General features: G+C 43.2%; 18 protein-coding genes. 3 read left to right on the top strand and 15 right to left on the bottom strand.

The window, feature by feature from the left end; translation table 11 throughout:
- Positions 1 to 5: 5 nt before the first annotated feature.
- The 5 genes from rlmH to leuS all read right to left on the bottom strand — a co-directional run bounded on the left by rlmH (position 6) and on the right by leuS (position 5,282).
- Entirely contained in the window at positions 6 to 476 is a 471-nt protein-coding gene (gene rlmH / locus DZ860_RS09960; protein ID WP_120030802.1) for a 23S rRNA (pseudouridine(1915)-N(3))-methyltransferase RlmH, read from the bottom strand.
- Positions 477 to 479: 3 nt separating this feature from the next.
- Entirely contained in the window at positions 480 to 791 is a 312-nt protein-coding gene (gene rsfS / locus DZ860_RS09955; protein ID WP_120030800.1) for a ribosome silencing factor, read from the bottom strand.
- A gap of 61 nt (positions 792 to 852) precedes the next feature.
- On the bottom strand, positions 853 to 1,866 hold the full coding sequence (gene holA, locus DZ860_RS09950; protein ID WP_120030798.1) for a DNA polymerase III subunit delta: 1,014 nt from the start codon (positions 1,864 to 1,866) through the stop codon (positions 853 to 855).
- Between the two features lie 17 nt (positions 1,867 to 1,883).
- A complete protein-coding gene (locus DZ860_RS09945; RefSeq protein WP_120030796.1) occupies positions 1,884 to 2,510 on the bottom strand; it encodes an LPS-assembly lipoprotein LptE in 627 nt (208 codons plus the stop codon).
- A 195-nt stretch (positions 2,511 to 2,705) separates the two neighbouring features.
- Entirely contained in the window at positions 2,706 to 5,282 is a 2,577-nt protein-coding gene (gene leuS / locus DZ860_RS09940; protein ID WP_120030794.1) for a leucine--tRNA ligase, read from the bottom strand.
- A 123-nt stretch (positions 5,283 to 5,405) separates the two neighbouring features.
- On the opposite strand from leuS, the gene DZ860_RS09935 reads away from it, so the two are divergent.
- Entirely contained in the window at positions 5,406 to 5,876 is a 471-nt protein-coding gene (locus tag DZ860_RS09935) for a zinc ribbon-containing protein (protein ID WP_120030793.1), read from the top strand.
- A 108-nt stretch (positions 5,877 to 5,984) separates the two neighbouring features.
- On the opposite strand, the gene lnt is transcribed toward DZ860_RS09935, so the two are convergent.
- From lnt to miaB, 5 genes are all read right to left on the bottom strand, one after another.
- The gene (gene lnt / locus DZ860_RS09930) at positions 5,985 to 7,493 is read right to left on the bottom strand and encodes an apolipoprotein N-acyltransferase (RefSeq protein WP_120030791.1); all 1,509 of its coding nucleotides are present in this window, start codon (positions 7,491 to 7,493) and stop codon (positions 5,985 to 5,987) included.
- A 40-nt stretch (positions 7,494 to 7,533) separates the two neighbouring features.
- Positions 7,534 to 8,433: a CNNM family magnesium/cobalt transport protein CorC gene (gene corC, locus DZ860_RS09925; RefSeq protein ID WP_120030789.1), complete on the bottom strand. Its 900-nt coding sequence runs from the start codon at positions 8,431 to 8,433 to the stop codon at positions 7,534 to 7,536.
- Positions 8,434 to 8,504: 71 nt separating this feature from the next.
- Entirely contained in the window at positions 8,505 to 8,972 is a 468-nt protein-coding gene (gene ybeY, locus DZ860_RS09920; protein ID WP_120030787.1) for an rRNA maturation RNase YbeY, read from the bottom strand.
- A gap of 7 nt (positions 8,973 to 8,979) precedes the next feature.
- Positions 8,980 to 10,077 (bottom strand): PhoH family protein, encoded by a 1,098-nt coding sequence (locus DZ860_RS09915; RefSeq protein ID WP_120030785.1) that lies wholly within the window; start codon positions 10,075 to 10,077, stop codon positions 8,980 to 8,982.
- Between the two features lie 66 nt (positions 10,078 to 10,143).
- Positions 10,144 to 11,568, bottom strand: a complete 1,425-nt coding sequence (miaB, locus tag DZ860_RS09910) for a tRNA (N6-isopentenyl adenosine(37)-C2)-methylthiotransferase MiaB (protein WP_120030783.1) — start codon at positions 11,566 to 11,568, stop codon at positions 10,144 to 10,146.
- A 268-nt stretch (positions 11,569 to 11,836) separates the two neighbouring features.
- Here miaB and DZ860_RS09905 point away from each other — a divergent pair, with 268 nt between their 5' ends.
- Entirely contained in the window at positions 11,837 to 12,988 is a 1,152-nt protein-coding gene (locus DZ860_RS09905) for a 2-octaprenyl-3-methyl-6-methoxy-1,4-benzoquinol hydroxylase (protein WP_120030781.1), read from the top strand.
- Positions 12,989 to 13,075: 87 nt separating this feature from the next.
- Here DZ860_RS09905 and crr read toward each other — a convergent pair whose 3' ends face one another.
- The 5 genes from crr to cysZ all read right to left on the bottom strand — a co-directional run bounded on the left by crr (position 13,076) and on the right by cysZ (position 18,308).
- The gene (gene crr / locus DZ860_RS09900; protein WP_120030779.1) at positions 13,076 to 13,585 is read right to left on the bottom strand and encodes a PTS glucose transporter subunit IIA; all 510 of its coding nucleotides are present in this window, start codon (positions 13,583 to 13,585) and stop codon (positions 13,076 to 13,078) included.
- A 109-nt stretch (positions 13,586 to 13,694) separates the two neighbouring features.
- Positions 13,695 to 15,419: a phosphoenolpyruvate-protein phosphotransferase PtsI gene (ptsI, locus tag DZ860_RS09895; protein ID WP_120030778.1), complete on the bottom strand. Its 1,725-nt coding sequence runs from the start codon at positions 15,417 to 15,419 to the stop codon at positions 13,695 to 13,697.
- A 134-nt stretch (positions 15,420 to 15,553) separates the two neighbouring features.
- Complete coding sequence (locus tag DZ860_RS09890; RefSeq protein ID WP_120030776.1) at positions 15,554 to 15,811, bottom strand: HPr family phosphocarrier protein; 258 nt, start codon at positions 15,809 to 15,811, stop codon at positions 15,554 to 15,556.
- A gap of 301 nt (positions 15,812 to 16,112) precedes the next feature.
- On the bottom strand, positions 16,113 to 17,081 hold the full coding sequence (gene cysK, locus DZ860_RS09885) for a cysteine synthase A (RefSeq protein WP_120030774.1): 969 nt from the start codon (positions 17,079 to 17,081) through the stop codon (positions 16,113 to 16,115).
- A 477-nt stretch (positions 17,082 to 17,558) separates the two neighbouring features.
- Complete coding sequence (gene cysZ / locus DZ860_RS09880) at positions 17,559 to 18,308, bottom strand: sulfate transporter CysZ (protein WP_120030772.1); 750 nt, start codon at positions 18,306 to 18,308, stop codon at positions 17,559 to 17,561.
- A 198-nt stretch (positions 18,309 to 18,506) separates the two neighbouring features.
- Between cysZ and zipA the strand changes: the two genes are divergently transcribed.
- On the top strand, positions 18,507 to 19,433 hold the full coding sequence (zipA, locus tag DZ860_RS09875) for a cell division protein ZipA (RefSeq protein ID WP_120030770.1): 927 nt from the start codon (positions 18,507 to 18,509) through the stop codon (positions 19,431 to 19,433).
- Positions 19,434 to 19,751: the final 318 nt, after the last annotated feature.

Below are 19,751 nucleotides of genomic sequence, written 5' to 3'. Positions count from 1 at the left end.
TAAAGTTATTCTCGGTGATACGGATGGTTAGCCGTAATACTCCACGCTCGGTATAGACTTTCTGCCATAACGATACGAACCAGTGGATGAGGCAAAGTTAAAGCAGATAGCGACCAGCTTTGATCGGCAGCAGCTTTACATGCAGGGGAAAGTCCCTCTGGACCTCCAATTAAAATAGATACATCTCGCGCATCAAGTTTCCAGCTTTCTAGCTGTTCTGCAAGCTGAGGCGTGTCCCATTTTTTACCAGGGATATCAAGAGTAACAATTCGGTTGCCTTTTGGCACGGCAGCCAGCATCGCTTCGCCTTCTTTTTGCAAAATTCTTGCAATGTCAGCATTTTTTCCACGTTTGCCAGCTGTGATTTCAACCAGCTCCAAAGGCATGTCATGTGGGAAGCGACGACGGTATTCTTGAAACCCTTCTTCTACCCATTTTGGCATTTTGGTGCCAACAGCGATCAATTGTATTTTCATCGCTTAACCCCACAGCTTCTCTAGCTGGTACAGGTTACGTTGTTCTTCTTGCATAACATGAACAATGGTTGAACCCATATCAACCACAACCCATTCATCATCACCACTAATCGCAAGTGGTGTTAAGCCTGCAACTTTGCTTTCTTTAGCAAGATGATCAGCAATTGAAGCGACGTGACGCTTGGATGTACCAGTACAAATAATCATGAAGTCAGTAATGCTTGATTTTCCTTGGACATCGATAGTTTTGATATCTTCGGCTTTCATGTCATCGACTTTGTCGACTAAGAAATCGTTCAATTGTGCAAGTTGCAAGAGCGTATCCTTGTGTTGGTTTAGTATGGGTTATTTTGGGCGGCGAAGCATAGCATACTTTTTATAGCTTCACTTGTGGTAAGCAAAGCTCAAGTCCTAGCTGATGTAATAATGGCCAACTCGAGTCATCGTACTGAGTTTTGGTCATGACTTCGATTTGTGAAAGTAGTTGCAATAATTGCTTTAACTTCGTTTGGTTTAGTCGTTGTAGCGCCGAAGAGTAGAGTGGGCGTTTTGATTGCCAAATTCTATAGCGTTCGAATACTTGAGTCATCGACATTTGCATCGCTAGTTGTTGCATTTGCAATAATTGAATCAGTTCTTTTTGTACTGTTCGTATGATGATGACACTTTCGACTCCCTCGACTTCGAGTTGACGGAGTATTCGTTGTGAACGGTTCGCTTTTCCTGCTAATAACGCATCAACCCAATGAAAAGTGGTGAAGTGGTTATGGCGACTTAAAGATTCTTCTAAGCGAACTAAAGTCAGTTGCCCGTCAGGATAAAGCAACACTAATTTTTCTAAGCTTTGGGTAAGGGCAAATAAGTTCCCCTCATGCCACTGAGCGAGCATTTGCACCGCTTCAGCATCGGGTTGTAATTTGAGTTCACGACAACGTGCTTGAACAAATTGAGGCAAGCGTTGGGCATCTGGGGTTAGACAGTTGACCCAACAACCTTTGTTGGCAAATGCTTTAAACCACTTGGCACTTTCTTGCGCCTTGGTGAGTTTTGAACCCACAAGCACAATTAAGATATCTTCATGTAAGCTTTCCGCTAAAGAGAGTAATTCTTTAGCGATCGCCGCATTAACACCAGCTTCTGGAAGCTCTAATTCAATTAACTGTCGAGGTGAAAACAGGCTCATGGCCTGACAGCAATCGTAGATTTCATTCCAGTTAACACTGTTATCAATGGCAAAGCGGTGTCGTTCGTCAAAGCCCTGTTGCGCGGCAGCAAGTCGGATGGCTTGGCGAGACTCTTGAATGAGCAGGGGTTCATTTCCGAACAATAGATACGTTGGATGAAGCTGCTTGCTCAGTTGCTCAGCTAGACGGTCTGCAAAAATGCGCATTAATTATCTCTATTACTTTATTCGTCTGATAGTACAGGTGAACTTTCCAATGTTGGTTCAGCACCATCTACGGTGATGACTCGGTAGTCCATAGGTACGTCTTCGTCAGGCGCGTTTTTATTATCTAATTCAAGTTTGTGGTTTTTGATGTCAGCTTTTAAGCGCGCCATTTGACGAATGATTTGGCTAGCCGCCAGTTTTCTCATCTCGTCTTCAATCATGTCACGTTCAACAGACTTCGCTAAAGCAGTCAATGGGTTGTCTAAATAACTACGAGTTACACTGGTAGAGAAACTTTTTTGGCCAAACTCAGGAATAGTAACGCGATAGCTGGTGCGGAAAGTCAGTTCGATCTCTGCTGCTCTCGTGTTTTGATATAAAGATAGAGTACGTTCAGCAACACCCTCGTTTAAAAGGTGCAAGTTTGGAATATTTGCTGCTGGTGGAACGACATCAATTTCGTTCATTCGCAATTGACCTTTCATCATACGAGTAAATGAGCTGTATTGGTCGTAACTGGTCAATGACATCTTGTGCAATTCTTCTGGAACAGAGTAATCGCCACGAAGATGAAAGCCACAGGCTGAAAGAAGGCTAGCGGCCAGAATGACGCTGGTTAACTTTAAAGACGAAATTAGACGCATTGGAGAATGGCTCTCTTAAATTGAAATATTTATCTCACATCACTCGAATGTGGTTGTGATTACCCATAAATAATTTGAGATAAATAGGGTGTTTTCCACCCTATTTTGTTATCGATTGATTAAACGGGGCCTTAATGACCCCGTTTAAAATGGGTTCTAGTCAGAGACTGACTTATTTCCCATAGAATTTGCTAATTAATTAGCAACGATGTTCAGTAGTTTACCAGGGACGTAAATTACTTTACGGATGGTTAAACCATCTAGGAACTTAATTGCATTCTCATCGTTTAGACCAAGTTCACGAACTTGCTCTTCTGTTGCATCAGCAGCAACAGTTAGTTTTGCTCGAAGTTTACCGTTGATCATAACAACGATAGTTTTCTCGTCTTCAACCAGTGCTTTCTCATCAAATGTTGGCCATGTTGCTGAATCGATATCAGATTCACCTAGCGCAACCCACATTTCGTAAGAAATGTGTGGTGTCATTGGGTAAAGCATACGAACAACCGCTTTTAGTGCTTCATCAAGAATTGCACGGTCTTGCACTGATTCTTGAGGTGCTTTTGCTAGTTTGTTCATCAGTTCCATGATGGCAGCAATTGCCGTATTGAACGTTTGACGACGTGCAATATCATCAGTCACTTTTGAGATGGTCTTGTGAACATCACGACGAAGTGCTTTTTGATCACCAGATAGTGCAGCAGCATCAACGATTTCAGCAGCACCTTTTGATGAGTGGCCGTGAACCAGTTTCCAAACACGTTTTAGGAAGCGGTTAGCCCCCTCAACACCTGATTCTTGCCATTCAAGAGTCATGTCAGCAGGCGATGCAAACATCATGAATAGACGTACAGTATCAGCACCGTACTTGTCTACCATCTCTTGAGGGTCGATACCGTTGTTCTTAGACTTAGACATTTTGATCATGCCTGAGTGCTCAACGTTACGGCCTTGGTTATCAACGGCTTTCTCGATGCGACCTTTACCGTCACGTTCGATAGTAACATCTGTTGGTGCAACCCACTCTTTGCCACCTTTTTCTGTGGTGTAGAAGAATGCATCTGCGAGTACCATGCCTTGACATAGTAGCTGCTTGAATGGTTCATCAGACGTTACGTAACCAGCGTCACGTAGCAATTTGTGGAAGAAGCGCGAGTACAATAGGTGCATACAAGCGTGCTCGATACCACCGATGTACTGGTCTACTGGTAGCCAGTAGTTTGCTTTTTCTGGATCTAGAATATCATCAGCTTGTGGTGAACAGTAACGAGCGTAGTACCAAGAAGATTCCATGAACGTATCGAACGTGTCAGTCTCACGTAGAGCTGGTTCACCGTTAAATGTGGTCTTCGCCCACTCTTTGTCAGCTTTGATTGGGCTAGTTACGCCGTCCATTACCACGTCTTCTGGAAGAATCACTGGCAGTTGGTCAGCAGGTACTGGGTGAACTTCACCATCTTCAGTTGTTACCATTGGGATTGGAGCACCCCAGTAGCGTTGACGAGATACACCCCAGTCACGTAGACGGAAGTTAACGGTCTTAGTGCCTTTACCTTCTGCTTCTAGTTTCGCAGCAATTGCGTCAAATGCAGCTTGGAAATCTAGACCATCAAACTCACCAGAATCAAACAACACGCCTTTTTCAGTGTAAGCGGCTTCTGAAACGTCAACACCTGACTCGTCTGCTGGCTTAATCACTGGGATAATGTCTAGGCCGTACTTAGTTGCAAATTCAAAGTCACGTTGATCGTGAGCTGGAACCGCCATTACTGCGCCTGTGCCGTAATCCATTAGTACGAAGTTAGCAACGTATACTGGTACTTCACGACCGTTCAATGGATGAATAGCAGTAAGGCCAGTCGCCATACCTTTTTTCTCCATTGTCGCTAGTTCAGCTTCCGCTACTTTTGTGTTCTTACACTCTTCAACGAATGCAGCAAGCTCAGGGTTACTTTCAGCCGCTTTCTCAGCAAGAGGGTGACCTGCTGCGATACCAACGTATGTAACACCCATTAGCGTGTCAGGACGCGTGGTGTAAACTTCTAGAGGTGCATCTTCACCTTTCACTTCAAATGAAAGTTCAACACCCTCTGAACGGCCAATCCAGTTGCGTTGCATGGTTTTAACCATGTCAGGCCAACCGTCAAGATTATCTAGGTCGTCAAGTAGCTCTTGTGCGTATTCAGTGATTTTAATGAACCACTGTGGAATTTTCTTCTGTTCTACAGGAGTATCACAACGCCAGCAGCAACCATCTTCAACCTGTTCGTTTGCAAGAACAGTTTGGTCGTTTGGACACCAGTTTACTGATGAAGTCTTCTTGTAAACCAAGCCTTTTTCATAAAGCTTAGTGAAGAATTCTTGTTCCCAACGGTAGTATTCAGGAGTACACGTTGCGAATTCACGATTCCAGTCGTAGCCAAAACCTAGCAATTTAAGCTGGTTTTTCATGTATTCGATATTTTCGTAAGTCCAAGGCGCAGGTGCAGTGTTGTTTTTTACTGCGGCATTTTCTGCAGGTAGGCCGAACGCATCCCAACCGATAGGTTGCATTACGTTTTTACCTTGTAGACGTTGGAAACGAGATACCACATCACCGATAGTGTAGTTACGCACGTGACCCATGTGCAGTCGACCACTTGGGTAAGGGAACATAGACAGACAGTAGAATTTTTCTTTATTTGGGTCTTCACTTACAACAAACGTTTTGTTGTTGTCCCAGTGCTGTTGAACTTTCTGTTCAATATCTTGCGGTTTATATTGCTCTTGCATCGATGATATCCGGTTATCTTGGAAAGTGTGAGTTCAGTTAGAACAGACAATGATAGATCGTCATAGAATACCTAAAGGAGCGAAGCACAACAATAGCCAATCTAAGTTGGGGGGAGGTCAGTTATGCCAAAACATAAAACTGGTTATGAAGAGATGTTGGGTGATGTGGTCGAAGCTTTGAAGCACAGCCCTGATGAAGTGAACCATGTCTTTGAAACATCAGGCAAAGTCGTGGAAGCTGCAAATGATATGACGAAGGATGAATTGGCGTTAGTTTCGGCGTATGTCAAAGCAGATTTAAAAGAGTTTGCTGATAATTATGAAGAGTCAAAAGGTGGCGCGTTTTATCTGATGGTTACTGACTCTATTTGGCAAGGCTTGCTGGATATTACCGACCATACTAAGGTGGAATGGGTCGAGTTATTTCAAGATTTAGAGCATCAAGGGCTTTATCAAGCCGGAGAGGTTATTGGGTTGGGGACTCTAGTGTGTGATGAGTGTGGGCATAAGGTGCAATATAATCATCCGACGACGATTATTCCATGTACTCAATGTGGTCATACAGGATTCAGTCGACAGGCTCTTAAACCGTAGTCTTTTTTATGGTTTATCTAATAAAATCAAGGCTCTTTGGTAAGAGCCTTGATTGTTTATAGTTAAATCTGTTGAAGTGATAAGTTTATCAAGGTGATTTAGTCGCGATTACTCTTTAATTCGCCAACCAATGACTAAACTCAAAAACACCCAGATATACAGAGGCCAAGTACCTACGCTGTAATACGGGGTATTGCCTGTGGTTGAAACCACATCAGCTTTAAGCACGCCAGTTTCAAACTGAGGAATTTGTTTAACGATCTCGCCTTTATAATCCGTGACAGCAGTGATGCCATTGTTGGTTGAACGAATGACCGGTTTACCAAACTCTAATGCTCGCATTCTGGCAATTTCCATATGTTGTAATGGACCATCTGATTTACCAAACCAGGCATCATTCGACAAGGTCAAAATGAAGTCGGTATCATCAGTAATGTTTTGACGGATCTGCTCACCAAAAATGATCTCATAGCAAAGAGCAGCAGCCAGATGTCGGCCGTTGGCATCAATATTTGGCTGGATATAAGCTCCTCGACTGAATGAGGACATCGGTAGATTAAAAAATGGTGCGATTGGGCGAAGAATTTCGCCAAACGGTACAAACTCGCCAAATGGCAGTAGATGATGCTTATTGTATCGCTTGCTTACATCGAAACTGTACTCACCGTTGTCGGTTTCACCGACGGTAAGTATGCTGTTATAAAACTGCTTGTCATCACCTTGGTTCACTACACCGGTAATCACGGCGCTGTGATTCATTCTTGCGGCTGAATCTAAATTACTTAGATAAGAACCTATTTCGAACTCAAAAGCTGGAATCGCGGCTTCTGGCCAAATAATGATATCAGCATCCCAGTTGGCACGCGTGAGGTCGGTATATTTCATGATTGTTGGCCAGCGATGGCTTGGTAGCCATTTTTGAGCTTGGTCAACGTTACCTTGAATTAGGGCTACTTTAGTGGTGCTCTCTGGGTTAGGAGTCACCCATGAAACAGCATTGAGGCCATAGCCGGTCGCTAAAATAACACCAGGGATAAAGAGATGTAGCCATTGGCGTTGCTCAATCGCGTAGGTGAATGCTCCCGCGCAAATGATCAGTAATAAGGTGAGAAGCTCGACGCCACCGATAGGAGCGAAGTTTGCTAATGGACTATCGATTTGGCTGTAACCAAGCCAAAGCCAAGGAAACCCAGTCATTACCCAGCCGCGTAACCAGTCGCAAACTAGCCATAGTGCAGGGGCAGCTAATAACAAGCGAACGCGATTAGTGGTAGGGAAGAAGCGGTTGAGGCTCCAAGAAAATAGGGCTGAATAGATGGCGAGGTATCCAATCAGCATTGTCATTAAAAATACGCTAGCAATTTTTGGCATGCCACCAAAGGTATCTATGCTGACATGGACCCAGCTAATGCCCGTTGCAAATTGTCCTAAACCCCACGCATAGCCTATCCATGCCGCTTTTTTTGGTGATTGCTTACTAAGTAGCAATAACAAAAACAAAGGGCTTAGAATAGCGAGAGGCCACATTTGATAGGGTGCGAAAGCGAGAGTAGTGGATGCGCCAACAAAAGCGGCCATTAAAGGCCGCTTTAGGCGATGAAAAAGAGGTTTTATCATCGTTTATTGTTCTGAACTGTTTTGAAGATAATTCGTAGAATTACTCTTCTAAAGGTAGAGAAAGCGTCTCTTCGTCAGGAATCGTTACTTGTAATTGAACGATACGACGATTGTCTGCTGCTGTGATCTTGAAGTTATAGCCATCAATTTCGATGACTTCACCGCGAGTAGGTAAGTGACCAAAACTTGTCATCACCATACCACCAACGGTATCCACCTCTTCATCACTGAATGAAGTGCCGAACGTGTCATTGAAATCTTCGATGGTTGCTAGCGCTCTCACCGCATAGGTGTGTTTGCTGAGCTGACGAATATCGATTTCTTCTTCGTCATCAAATTCATCTTCGATATCACCAACGATTTCTTCGAGAATATCTTCAATCGTAACCAGACCGGATACTCCACCAAATTCATCGACAACGATAGCCATATGGTAGCGTTCTTCGCGGAATTCTTTGAGGAGACGGTCTACCCGCTTACTTTCAGGAACAACAACCGCAGGACGGATGACTTGTTCGATATCGAAAGGGGCGCAGCCTGAGCCTAAATACTTAAGTAGGTCCTTCGCTAGTAGAATGCCCTCCACATGGTCTTTATCTTCGCTAATAACAGGGTAGCGAGAGTGTTGAGCATCGGTGATCAGTGCAATCAGAGCATCTAGATTATCAGTGCGTTCAACAGTAACCATTTGCGAGCGTGGGATCATAATATCGCGCACACGCATTTCGGAGATTTCCATAACACCTTCAAGCATATCTCGAGTGTCATGGTCAATTAGGTCATTTTCTTCCGAGTCACGGATAGCATCCACAAGCTCTTGGCGATCTCTAAGTTCACCTTGGAATAATTGGCCTAAGCGTTCAAAGAAGGACTTTCTACTCGGACCTTCAGATTTTTCCTTCTTCCCTTCTACAGAAGAGGGCGAATTGTCTTCGTTCATTGTGTCTCTATAATGTAACGCTATCAAAAGTGTGATAGCACACGTAAACTAGATATCAAATATTTTGTGTTCTAGTTTTGTTTTTCTGCAATATAAGGGTCTTCAAATCCCATACTTTGCATAATTTCTGTTTCGAGGGATTCCATCTCTTCGGCTTCATCATCCTCAATATGATCATAACCTAGCAGATGCAGGCTACCATGTACAATCATATGCGCCCAGTGTGCTGTGACGGGCTTGTTTTGTTCTGGAGCTTCCGCTTCAACAACTTGTTTACAGATGATTAAATCACCTAATAGGTCTAATTCCATACCCGGTGGTGATTCAAACGGGAATGACAGCACATTCGTCGGTTTGTCTTTACCGCGATAGTCAAAATTTAGCTGGTGACTTTCTTTTTCATCAACAATGCGAATCGTTACTTCGGCTTGAGGCTGGAATTGAAGAACGGCAGTGCTTAACCAATGATGGATTTCTTCATAGGTCGGTAAGCCCGTTTCATCTTCAACGGCCAATTGTAAATCAAGTTCGATACTCATCGATTGATTATTCCTTGTGTGTTTCTAAATTTTCGGATAGTTCAGCTTTAGCGGCTTCGAACAGTTTTGTTTCGTGTTCTTCACGGCGACGTTTTTCAATCTCTTTACGTGCTTTTTGGTCCTGTGCTTCCCATTTTTCATAGGCATTCACAATGCGAGCAACAACAGGGTGACGAACGACGTCATCCGATTGGAAGAAATTAAAGCTGATTTCATCAACGTCGTTCAATACTTCAATAGCATGACGTAGCCCTGAACGAGAACCGCGAGGCAAATCAATTTGAGTAATGTCGCCAGTAATGACGGCACGTGAATTGAAGCCAATACGGGTTAGGAACATTTTCATTTGTTCAACGGTTGTATTTTGGCTCTCATCTAAAATGATAAACGCATCATTAAGTGTGCGCCCACGCATGTAAGCGAGAGGAGCAACCTCAATAACATTACGTTCCATCAATTTTTCAACGCGTTCAAAACCAAGCATTTCAAACAGAGCGTCGTACAGTGGACGCAAATAAGGGTCAACCTTTTGGCTGAGGTCGCCAGGTAAAAAACCAAGTTTTTCACCCGCTTCAACAGCTGGACGAGTTAGAAGAATTCGACGAATCTCTTGTCTTTCAAGTGCATCAACAGCAGCAGCAACGGCGAGGTAGGTTTTACCCGTACCTGCAGGACCCACACCAAACGTGATGTCGTGAGTCACCATATTGACGAGATATTGAGCCTGATTTGGCGTGCGAGGTTTAATTACCCCTTTCTTCGTTTTGATGAAGACTTCTTTTCCGTGTGGAATCGCCGACTCAGTTGTTTGCTCTAATATACCCGTTTCTTTGACGGCAAGATGAATATCTTCCGGTTCAATATCCGGTATCGTGCCGCGAACTGGGCTAGTGTTGACGTACAGAGTTTTAATGATTTCGAGTGCAGCAGCGGAAGTATGAGGCTGACCTACGATGGTGAAAAAATTACCTCGGTAGCTTATTTCTACGCCAAGTCTGCGCTCTAAGTGTTTGATATTGTCATCGAATGGACCGCAGAGACTGGCTAAACGGTGGTTATCGGAAGGTTCTAGATCGATTTCTAGCGTGACAATTTTATTGCTCAAAGTTACCTCTCATTGTTGCTGTAAGGGAGCAAGCTTAAAACTACTCCCTTACGGCGTTAATTCGAACTATGGCGTAAAGGTTGCAACCCCAAGTTCGTCCGCGCGACGTGTATTTGCCATCATTTGAGTTGGCGAAACAACGCTGCGAAGATCCATATCTTTTTCTGTACGAACAAGCTCGCCACGTAGTGAGTTTGTCATGACATCAACAATCTTAACATCAACGAATTGACCAATAAGATCAGCTGAGCCTTCAAAGTTAACTACACGGCTGTTTTCAGTACGACCACGAAGCTCCATCAAGTTCTTTTTCGATGGGCCCTCTACAAGAATGCGTTGCTCAGTACCTTGCATTAGGCGTGAATAGCGCATCGCTTGAGTATTAATTGTTTGCTGTAGTTCATACAAGCGTTCTTTCTTCACATTTTCTGCTAGATCACATGGATAATCAGCAGCAGGCGTTCCTGGGCGAGGAGAGAAGATAAAGCTGAAGCTCATATCGAAATCGACTTCTTTAATTAGCTTCATTGTATCTTGGAAGTCTTGATCTGATTCGCCTGGGAAACCAACAATAAAGTCAGAACTGATTTGAATATCAGGACGAGCCTTACGTAGCTTACGAATAATTGATTTGTATTCGATAGCTGTGTGTGGGCGCTTCATCATTGTTAATACGCGATCGCTACCACTTTGTACTGGTAGGTGTAAGAAGCTTACCAGTTCAGGTGTATCTTCGTAGACTGCGATGATGTCATCAGTAAACTCTAGTGGGTGGCTGGTTGTAAAACGAATACGGTCGATACCATCGATTGTTGCCACGAGACGGAGAAGTTCAGCAAATGAACAAATATCACCATCATGCATTGCTCCACGATATGCATTGACGTTTTGGCCAAGTAGGTTTACTTCGCGAACACCTTGTTCAGCAAGTTGTGCGATTTCAAATAGAACATCATCCATTGGACGACTAACTTCTTCACCACGAGTGTATGGCACTACGCAGTAAGTACAGTATTTCGAACAGCCTTCCATAATAGAAACGAATGCAGTTGCACCGTCAGCTTTAGGTTCAGGCAAATTGTCAAACTTTTCGATCTCAGGGAAAGAGATATCCATTACCGGCGCATCATTACTTTGAGATTGTCTAATCATCTCAGGTAAACGGTGCAAGGTTTGTGGACCGAAGATAACATCGACAAATGGCGCGCGGTGACGAATATGATCACCTTCTTGTGTCGCAACACAGCCACCAACGCCGATAACAACACCAGGTTTCTTGTCTTTCAGTGTTTTCCAACGACCAAGTTGGTGGAAGACCTTCTCTTGCGCTTTTTCACGGATCGAACAGGTATTAAGTAGAAGTACATCTGCTTCATCAGGGTCTTCTGTTAGCTCATAGCCATTTGCAGCGTTAAGCAGGTCGGCCATTTTTGATGAATCGTATTCGTTCATCTGGCAACCCCAAGTTTTAATTAGCAGTTTCTTACTCATCTCACTTTCGCTCGTGTTAAATCTTAAAAATCGTTGAACTGGCAGCCTTGATTGACCACTGTTCATTCAAATTATAGCCGCCATCGCGGCGGTAAGCGGCGTATTGTACTGCTTTAAAAAGCACCTGACTAGTGCTGAGGTAAAATCAGTCAAAGCTTGATTTTACAAGGGCTTTGCCCTCAGTCGAGTTAAGGTTTTTAGTTACATTTTCGTAATCAATCCGTACAATAAAAAATCATTCACAAATCAAGATGATGACGCGCGAAATATGAACAAGTTTGATATTGCTGTGATCGGTGGCGGCATGGTTGGTGCAGCCGTCGCACTGGGTTTTGCTAAGCAAGGCCGACAAGTTGTGTTGGTTGAGGGGCATCAGCCCGAAGCATTCACCGTGGATCAAGCGATGGATATTCGTGTTTCTGCCATTTCACACCACTCAGTTGAGATCCTACAAAAGCTTGGTGCATGGCAAGGAATTGAGGCGATGCGAATTTGCCCATATCGCCGTTTAGAAACGTGGGAACACCCAGAGTGTCGAACTCGTTTTAGTAGTGAAGAGCTTGAATTGGAGCAACTTGGTTATATTGTCGAGAACCGCGTAATCCAACTTGGTTTGTGGCAGCAATTTTCACAATATCCTAATCTGACGGTGATTTGTCCTGATTCATTAGCTTCTATGACTTTTGCACAGGAAGTTGAAATGACGCTCATGTCAGGTCGTACATTGAGCGCAGAATGGGTTATTGGTGCCGATGGCGCAAATTCGAAAGTTCGCCAACTCGCAGGCATTGGTATTACCGCATGGGATTATCGTCAGCATTGTATGTTGATTAATGTGGAAACCACATTAGAGCAGCAAGATATTACTTGGCAGCAATTTAACCCATCTGGGCCCCGTTCTTTTTTACCACTTTGTGGCAAGCAAGGTTCATTGGTGTGGTATGACTCACCGAAACGAATTAAGCAATTGAGTGCGATGAGTAATGAACAATTGCGAGAAGAGATATTGATTCATTTCCCAACAGAGCTTGGTGACATTAAAGTACTCCAACATGGTTCATTCCCATTGACTCGTCGTCATGCTCAGCAATACGTGAAGAATCGTTGTATTTTAGTTGGGGATTCTGCACACACAATCAATCCGCTAGCGGGGCAAGGCGTCAATCTTGGCTTTAAAGATGTTGCGGCGCTATTGGATGTGGTTGGTGGAGAAGCCATCTCAGAGGAATTATTGGCGGCGTATGAGCGTAAACGTCGAGGCGATAACCTGTTAATGCAGGCTGGTATGGATTTCTTCTACACGAGTTTTAGCAATGATATTGCGCCGTTGAAATTGCTACGTAATGCTGCATTGAAAATAGCGGATAAGACTGGCCCAGTGAAACAGCAAGTACTTAAGTACGCTTTGGGCTTAAAGTAGACCGTTATAAAAATAGAAAGTTACCAGAAATAAAGACAATAAAAAACGCTGCCCGAGAGCAGCGTTTTTTCGTTTAGCTAAGTAAAATTACTTAGTTACACGTAGAACTGGAGTTTCACCAACAGTTACAGAACCAGAAAGCTTGTTTAGCTCTTTGATTTCGTCCATGTTAGAAATAACAACAGGTGTTAGAGTTGATTTTGCTTTTTCTTCAAGAAGAGCAAGATCGAATTCAATAACAGTGTCACCAGCTTTCACTGATTGACCTTCTTCTGCGATACGCTTGAAGCCTTCGCCTTTCAGTTCAACAGTATCAATACCGAAGTGAACAAAAAGCTCAATGCCGTCATCTGATTCGATTGAGAACGCGTGGTTCGTTTCGAAGATTTTACCGATAGTACCGTTTACTGGAGCTACCATTTTGTTGCCAGCAGGTTTAATCGCGATGCCGTCACCAACGATTTTTTCTGCGAATACAACATCTGGCACATCTTCAATGTTTACGATTTCGCCTGATAGTGGTGCGATGATTTCGATTGCACCAGCATTAGAGCTATCGTCAGATACTAGCTTCTTAAGTTTGTCAAACAGACCCATTGTGTCATGCTCCTAACGTTTAGTTTTATTTCTTCGAAATATAGTATACCACTCTCACTGAATAGACGAACATTTTTAAATGCCCGTCTATTTAACAAGAAGCAGTAGATTACTGGCTTTTAGCAGCAATAAATTTTTCTACAACCGCTTCAATTTCTGCCGCTGTTGGTAAAGAAAGCGCTTCTTCTGCCATTGCTTTTACTTCAGCAAATGTAGAATTACGGATAACTTTCTTAACTGCAGGGATAGAAATACCGCTCATAGAGAACTCGTCTAGACCCATACCTAGTAGTAGCAGTGTTGCGCGTTCATCACCTGCAAGCTCACCACACATACCAGTCCATTTACCTTCTGCGTGAGAAGCATCAATAACTTGCTTAATCACAGTCAGTACTGCTGGTGATAGTGGGTTGTATAGGTGAGAAATCATTTCGTTACCACGGTCAACTGCAAGAGTGTATTGCGTTAAGTCGTTAGTACCGATAGAGAAGAAAGAAACTTCTTTCGCAAGGTGGTGTGCGATTGCCGCAGCTGCTGGCGTTTCAACCATAACACCGATTTCGATGTTTTCGTCGAATGCTAGACCTTCAGCACGCAATTCTGCCTTGTACTCTTCGATCGCTTTTTTCAGCTCACGAATTTCTTCTACAGAAATAATCATTGGGAACATGATGCGTAGCGTACCGTGTGCAGACGCACGTAAGATGCCACGTAGCTGGTCACGTAGAATGTCACGACGATCCAAGCTGATACGTACTGCACGCCAGCCTAGGAACGGGTTCATTTCTTTTGGAAGATCCATGTAAGGTAGATCTTTGTCGCCGCCGATATCCATAGTACGGATGATCACAGCTTCGCCGTGCATTGCTTCAGCAACTTCTTTATAAGCTTGGTACTGCTCATCTTCAGTTGGTAGTGCAGAGCGATCCATAAATAGGAACTCAGTACGGTACAGACCAACACCTTCGCCGCCGTTGCGGATGATGCCATCACAGTCTTTAACAGTACCGATGTTACCGCATACTTCTACGCGGTGACCGTCAAGCGTTTCAGCTGGAAGGTCTTTTAATTTTGCTAGCTCTTCTTTTTCTGCAAGGAATGCAGCTTTAATCGCTTTCGCTTCAGCTACTTCTGCATCGCTAGGATTGATCACGATTTTGTTGTTCATCGCATCAAGAATTAGCATGTCGCCATTCTTAACTTGTTTCGTGATGTCGTTAGTACCTACGATAGCTGGAAGTTCTAGAGAACGAGCCATAATAGAAGTGTGAGAAGTACGACCGCCGATGTCACAAGCAAAACCAAGAACGTAGTCTAGGTTGATTTGTGCAGTTTCAGATGGCGTTAGGTCGTAAGCAACTAGAATCACTTCTTGATCGATATCAGCTAGAGATACGATGTTGATGCCTAGTGCGTTTTTAACGAAACGAGTACCGATATCACGGATATCAGTTGCACGTTCTTTTAGGTATTCATCATCAAGTGATTCAAGAGCACATGCTTGCTCTTCGATAACGGTGTAAATAGCGTTATCTGCAGACATTTTGTCTTTCTTGATCAGTGCTAGGATTTCTTCTTCTAGCTCTTCGTCTTCAAGAAGCATGATGTGACCTTCAAAGATCGCTTCTTTTTCTTCACCGAAGGTTTCAAGTGCTTTTTGCTTGACAGTTTCAAGCTGAGCTGAAGATTTGTTACGAGCATCAAAGAAACGCGCAACTTCGGCTTCTACTTGGTCGTCTGAGATAGTTTGGGTGTTTAGGACAATTTCATCTTCTTGAAGTAGTAGTGCTTTACCAACAGCAATACCAGGAGATGCTAGGATGCCTGAAATCATAGCCTTACCTTAAATTGGTCAACTTTAAACGGGAAAAATGGATACGCTAACGATAATGTGTAGCTTATTTTTGAGCCTATTTCCAACAAAGCCACTTTGTTTTCACAAAATGGCTTTTAAATAGGTCACACTGATTAGTGTAGTTGGTCCATTAGGGCAACTAGGTGGTCAACAGCTTGTTGAGCTTGAGGACCTTCAGCAGAAAGAGTCACTACAGTGCCTTTTACTAGGCCTAGAGTTTGTAGTTTGAATAGGCTTTTTGCGCTAGCGCTTTTACCGTTTGAAGTTACTGTGATGTCTGCGTCAAATGTTTTAGCTTCTTTCACGAACTGTGCTGCTGGACGAGTGTGAAGACCGTTTTCTGCAGTGATTTCAACTTGCTTCTCGTACATTGTGTATACCCCAATTGATTTATATTTAGATAGTTTATTAACCGATAATTAGCTTAACTCTTAATAATACTTATCGCTAGACGAGTAAGTAGCATTTTATGCTAGAGCTTATGCCGATTATAATTTCTGCAAACGCGCTTCCGATCTTCGCCTTCATTCGCCTTTGCTCTTAATCTTGTTTTAGCTTTTTATTTTACAGCTAAAAATAAAACAGTGCTGATATTACCAAAGGTGAGGCTAGGATCAACAAAAAAGCCCCTTGTTGGGGCTTTTTTAAACCAAAAATTGATTTGGATACGTATTACTGTTGGTTCTCTTTTTCAGTAAATATGCCTGCAAACAAGGCTGTGCTGAGATAACGCTCACCAGAACTTGGTAGAATCGTTACGATTGTTTTCCCTTTGAATTCAGGTAGTTCTGCAATTCTGTTGGCAGCAACTACCGCAGCTCCTGAAGAAATTCCTGCAAGGATACCTTCCTCTTCCATAAGGCGCTGAGCCATCTCAATTGCTTCTTCAGAAGTTACGGCCTCGACACGGTCAATTAGCTCAAGATCGAGGTTTCCAGGAATGAAACCAGCACCAATACCTTGGATTTTATGTGGCGCAGGTTGAATATCATCACCGGCAATCGCTTGTGCAATGACTGGAGATTCTGCTGGTTCAACAGCAACAGACAAAATGGCTTTGCCTTTTTCGCCTTTGATGTAACGGCTTGTACCTGTAATCGTACCGCCCGTACCGACACCAGCAACAAACACATCAATTTCGCCATCAGTGGCATCCCAAATCTCTGGTCCTGTGGTTTTTTCATGAATTTCAGGGTTAGCTGGGTTGTTGAATTGTTGTAGTAGCAAATATTTTTCAGGGTTACTTGCCACAATTTCTTCAGCTTTAGCGATTGCGCCTTTCATGCCTTTAGCTGCTTCTGTCAGCTCAAGTTTTGCGCCTAACGCTTTAAGTAATTTACGACGCTCAAGACTCATTGACTCTGGCATCGTTAGCGTGAGTTGATAACCACGTGCAGCAGCGACGAAAGCCAGTGCTATACCCGTGTTACCACTGGTTGGCTCAACAAGTTCGACACCAGCTTTGAGTTTTCCCTGCTTCTCCGCATCCCAAATCATATTGGCGCCGATTCGGCATTTAACACTAAAGCTAGGGTTACGAGCTTCAATTTTAGCTAGCACGTTACCATTACTGACTTTGTTTAAACGAACTAGGGGAGTATTACCAATAGTCTGGGAGTTGTCTTCGTAGATTTTGCTCATAGGTATCATCCTTTATGTAATAGGCCGCTTGCTTGAATATTAGCGAGTAAACTCAAGCAAGTTATACCCTTCCCACTTGAAGTTATAGTGTCACTGCCTGCATTAGTGCACTCAATTTCATAGTCTAGCTATGCTCATGGGTACCATTAATTTATTGCCGACTGGCTACTCCAAGGTGTTTGGGTATCGCATTTGTGTGTTGTGACTGTGGTTTTAGATTATGACAGGAAAAAAACAGAGAGAAGTACGAAAAAGTTATATCTTATTAATTAGATGCGATTTCTGTATAAAAGTGGCGTCAAATGTTGCTATTAGCGTTGTTTAATCTGGTTATGATTGATGTAAATCGATAGGATTTTATAGCTCTTCGGAGGCCAGTGAGTTGTACAGATATTGAGTGAGTGATAAGCCTGAGTATGGAGCCTGAAGAGGCACTGGGCGTACCTCTTCACGTTATAAGTTGTAGGGTATAGAGTTCTATGATGTGTGTTTATGTTTAAACTCTGCAACCCATAGCGCCGTTGCACCACATACCGCAATCGGCATTACGACCAAATTTAAGATAGGGATAGTGGTAAACACGGCAACCAATGCCCCGAAGCCATACGCAGTGGTCTGTTTTTGTTTCAAATTGTGTCGCATATCCTGAAAGCTAATTTTGTGATTATCAAATGGATAGTCACAATATTGGATAGCCAGCATCCAAGCGGTAAAGATAAACCATAATACAGGGCCAAGTGTTTGTCCTAGACCTGGGATTAGCAACAACAGAAATAACCCAATAGCTTTTGGGAGAACGTAACGGATCTTACGCCATTCGCGACCGAGTATGCGTGGGACATCTTTAACGATATCGAGTAAGCCGTCATCGTTGATTTTTTTCCCTGTGAGGTGCATTTCCACTTTTTCAGCAAGCAGTCCGTTAAAGGGTGCGGCAATAAAATTGGCCAGTGTGCTAAAGAAGTAGGAAAAAGTAGCTAATATAGTAATGGCAATTAAAGGCCAAAGCACATAGCTTAACCAAGAGAGAAAATCAGGAATTTGGCCAAGTAGTTGTTGTATCCATTGGTCCATATGTGAGAACAAATAAAAAAGAGCCCCCCCGACCAAGAGGATATTGGCGAGAAGTGGCATGAGAACAAATCGACGAATACCAGGAGTAAGGGCGATTTGTAATCCATAAAAGAAATAGCTGAAGCCAGAACGTGGCTGAATGTGTGTATTCATATCTTATTTTACGTTTAGAAATTGAGCTTTTTTATCTTAACAGGAAAAAAGCGTGTTCAAAATCACAACATCTTGGGAACTTCTCACATTAAGTTGTTCTAAAACCCTAGGTAGTTTTGGTAAAGTAATTCGTAAATCAGTTTAATCAGACTCTAATGGCGAGTAGTTAACTCGTCGTCGAGCAAATGAGAGCTAAAAATGCAGGAATTGCGATTCGTACTCATCATCGTTGGGGCTTTGGCCATTGCAGCTTTGTTGTTTCATGGGCTTTGGACAAGCAAAAAAGAAGGCAAATCTAAGTTTGGAGATAAGCCACTCGGTAAATTAGACGTCGAAAATGACGATGTGTTAGAGAGTGTTCCTGAGCGTGGTTTTGCACCCGAAGATGATTACGAAATCATTCGCAAGGAGCGTAAAGAACCTGAGTTTTCAGTGAACAGACCCTCGGCTGATCCATTGGTTGATAGCTATGACGATGTTGTGTCAGAGGCAAGAACTGTGGTTCCTGAAGCTGAGCCTCTATCTGACATTCCATCAATCAAGGTCAGCAAGGATGACGTTGAACCGTTGCAATCGAATATCACCCATGAACTCAACACGGCACATGAGCCTATGGCTACGGTTGAAGTGGTAGAAGAAACCGTCATTGAACCGATCAATGAGCCTGTTATTGCAACCGAGCCTGAACCGGAACCAGAACCTGAATTACAGGTGATAGTTTTTAACGTGCATTGTGCAGGTAAAGAGCCATTTATTGGCACTACGCTATTCGATAGCATGCAGCAAAATGGTCTGTTATACGGCGATATGGATATTTTCCATCGCCATGCGGATCTATCGGGCACCGGGAAAGTGTTATTTAGCGTTGCAAACATGATGCAGCCTGGAACGTTACAACATGATGACCCAGCGGATTTCTCTACCAAGGGGATCTCTTTCTTTATGACGCTACCTTGTTTTGGCGACCCTGAGCAGAACTTTAAGTTGATGCTAAAAACAGCACAACAAATCGCTGATGATATGGGCGGAAATGTACTTGATGATGGACGCAACTTAATGTCATCAAATCGTTTAGATGCATACAGAGCACAAATCAGAGCGTTTAAGGCAGCTCAAACTGTTTAGTTTGAGCATGACTGCTATTCGATAAGAGGCTCCGATTCGGGGCCTTTTTTATTGCAGTGTTGACTTCTTATTGCACCTAAGCAATTGGGTCGTCATACTCCTTTTATTCTTCGTTTATTTGAATTTAGAACCAGTTATGTCGAGTGAGATTCAACCTCAATAAACGACTTGGTTTGCTACCCAATCAACTGGTAGAGTTTCAAATAGACTTATATACCCACCATACTTGAAACTGCAGCGGTGCTGATGACGTTCGTACGTCAATCACATAGTTCATCGATGCTCAGAGGCTTACTGGCTGCCTGTATATTCAAGTTT

The organism is Vibrio sinensis, from assembly GCF_003605645.1.
GTDB classification, from domain to species: Bacteria; Pseudomonadota; Gammaproteobacteria; order Enterobacterales; family Vibrionaceae; genus Vibrio; species Vibrio sinensis.
The sequence above is the reverse complement of the archived record's forward strand: the minus strand, read 5'-3'. Positions and strand labels throughout refer to the sequence as shown.

What these genes read in the sequence shown, in the direction of transcription:
- ybeY (WP_120030787.1), bottom strand. Translation starts at nt 8,972, where the DNA reads ATGAGTATCGAACTTGATTTACAATTGGCCGTTGAAGATGAAACGGGC.
- DZ860_RS09935 (WP_120030793.1), top strand. Translation starts at nt 5,406, where the DNA reads ATGCCAAAACATAAAACTGGTTATGAAGAGATGTTGGGTGATGTGGTC.
- DZ860_RS09905 (WP_120030781.1), top strand. Translation starts at nt 11,837, where the DNA reads ATGAACAAGTTTGATATTGCTGTGATCGGTGGCGGCATGGTTGGTGCA.
- DZ860_RS09890 (WP_120030776.1), bottom strand. Translation starts at nt 15,811, where the DNA reads ATGTACGAGAAGCAAGTTGAAATCACTGCAGAAAACGGTCTTCACACT.
- zipA (WP_120030770.1), top strand. Translation starts at nt 18,507, where the DNA reads ATGCAGGAATTGCGATTCGTACTCATCATCGTTGGGGCTTTGGCCATT.
- holA (WP_120030798.1), bottom strand. Translation starts at nt 1,866, where the DNA reads ATGCGCATTTTTGCAGACCGTCTAGCTGAGCAACTGAGCAAGCAGCTT.
- crr (WP_120030779.1), bottom strand. Translation starts at nt 13,585, where the DNA reads ATGGGTCTGTTTGACAAACTTAAGAAGCTAGTATCTGACGATAGCTCT.
- ptsI (WP_120030778.1), bottom strand. Translation starts at nt 15,419, where the DNA reads ATGATTTCAGGCATCCTAGCATCTCCTGGTATTGCTGTTGGTAAAGCA.
- cysZ (WP_120030772.1), bottom strand. Translation starts at nt 18,308, where the DNA reads ATGAATACACACATTCAGCCACGTTCTGGCTTCAGCTATTTCTTTTAT.
- cysK (WP_120030774.1), bottom strand. Translation starts at nt 17,081, where the DNA reads ATGAGCAAAATCTACGAAGACAACTCCCAGACTATTGGTAATACTCCC.
- rlmH (WP_120030802.1), bottom strand. Translation starts at nt 476, where the DNA reads ATGAAAATACAATTGATCGCTGTTGGCACCAAAATGCCAAAATGGGTA.
- corC (WP_120030789.1), bottom strand. Translation starts at nt 8,433, where the DNA reads ATGAACGAAGACAATTCGCCCTCTTCTGTAGAAGGGAAGAAGGAAAAA.
- DZ860_RS09945 (WP_120030796.1), bottom strand. Translation starts at nt 2,510, where the DNA reads ATGCGTCTAATTTCGTCTTTAAAGTTAACCAGCGTCATTCTGGCCGCT.
- miaB (WP_120030783.1), bottom strand. Translation starts at nt 11,568, where the DNA reads ATGAGTAAGAAACTGCTAATTAAAACTTGGGGTTGCCAGATGAACGAA.
- leuS (WP_120030794.1), bottom strand. Translation starts at nt 5,282, where the DNA reads ATGCAAGAGCAATATAAACCGCAAGATATTGAACAGAAAGTTCAACAG.
- lnt (WP_120030791.1), bottom strand. Translation starts at nt 7,493, where the DNA reads ATGATAAAACCTCTTTTTCATCGCCTAAAGCGGCCTTTAATGGCCGCT.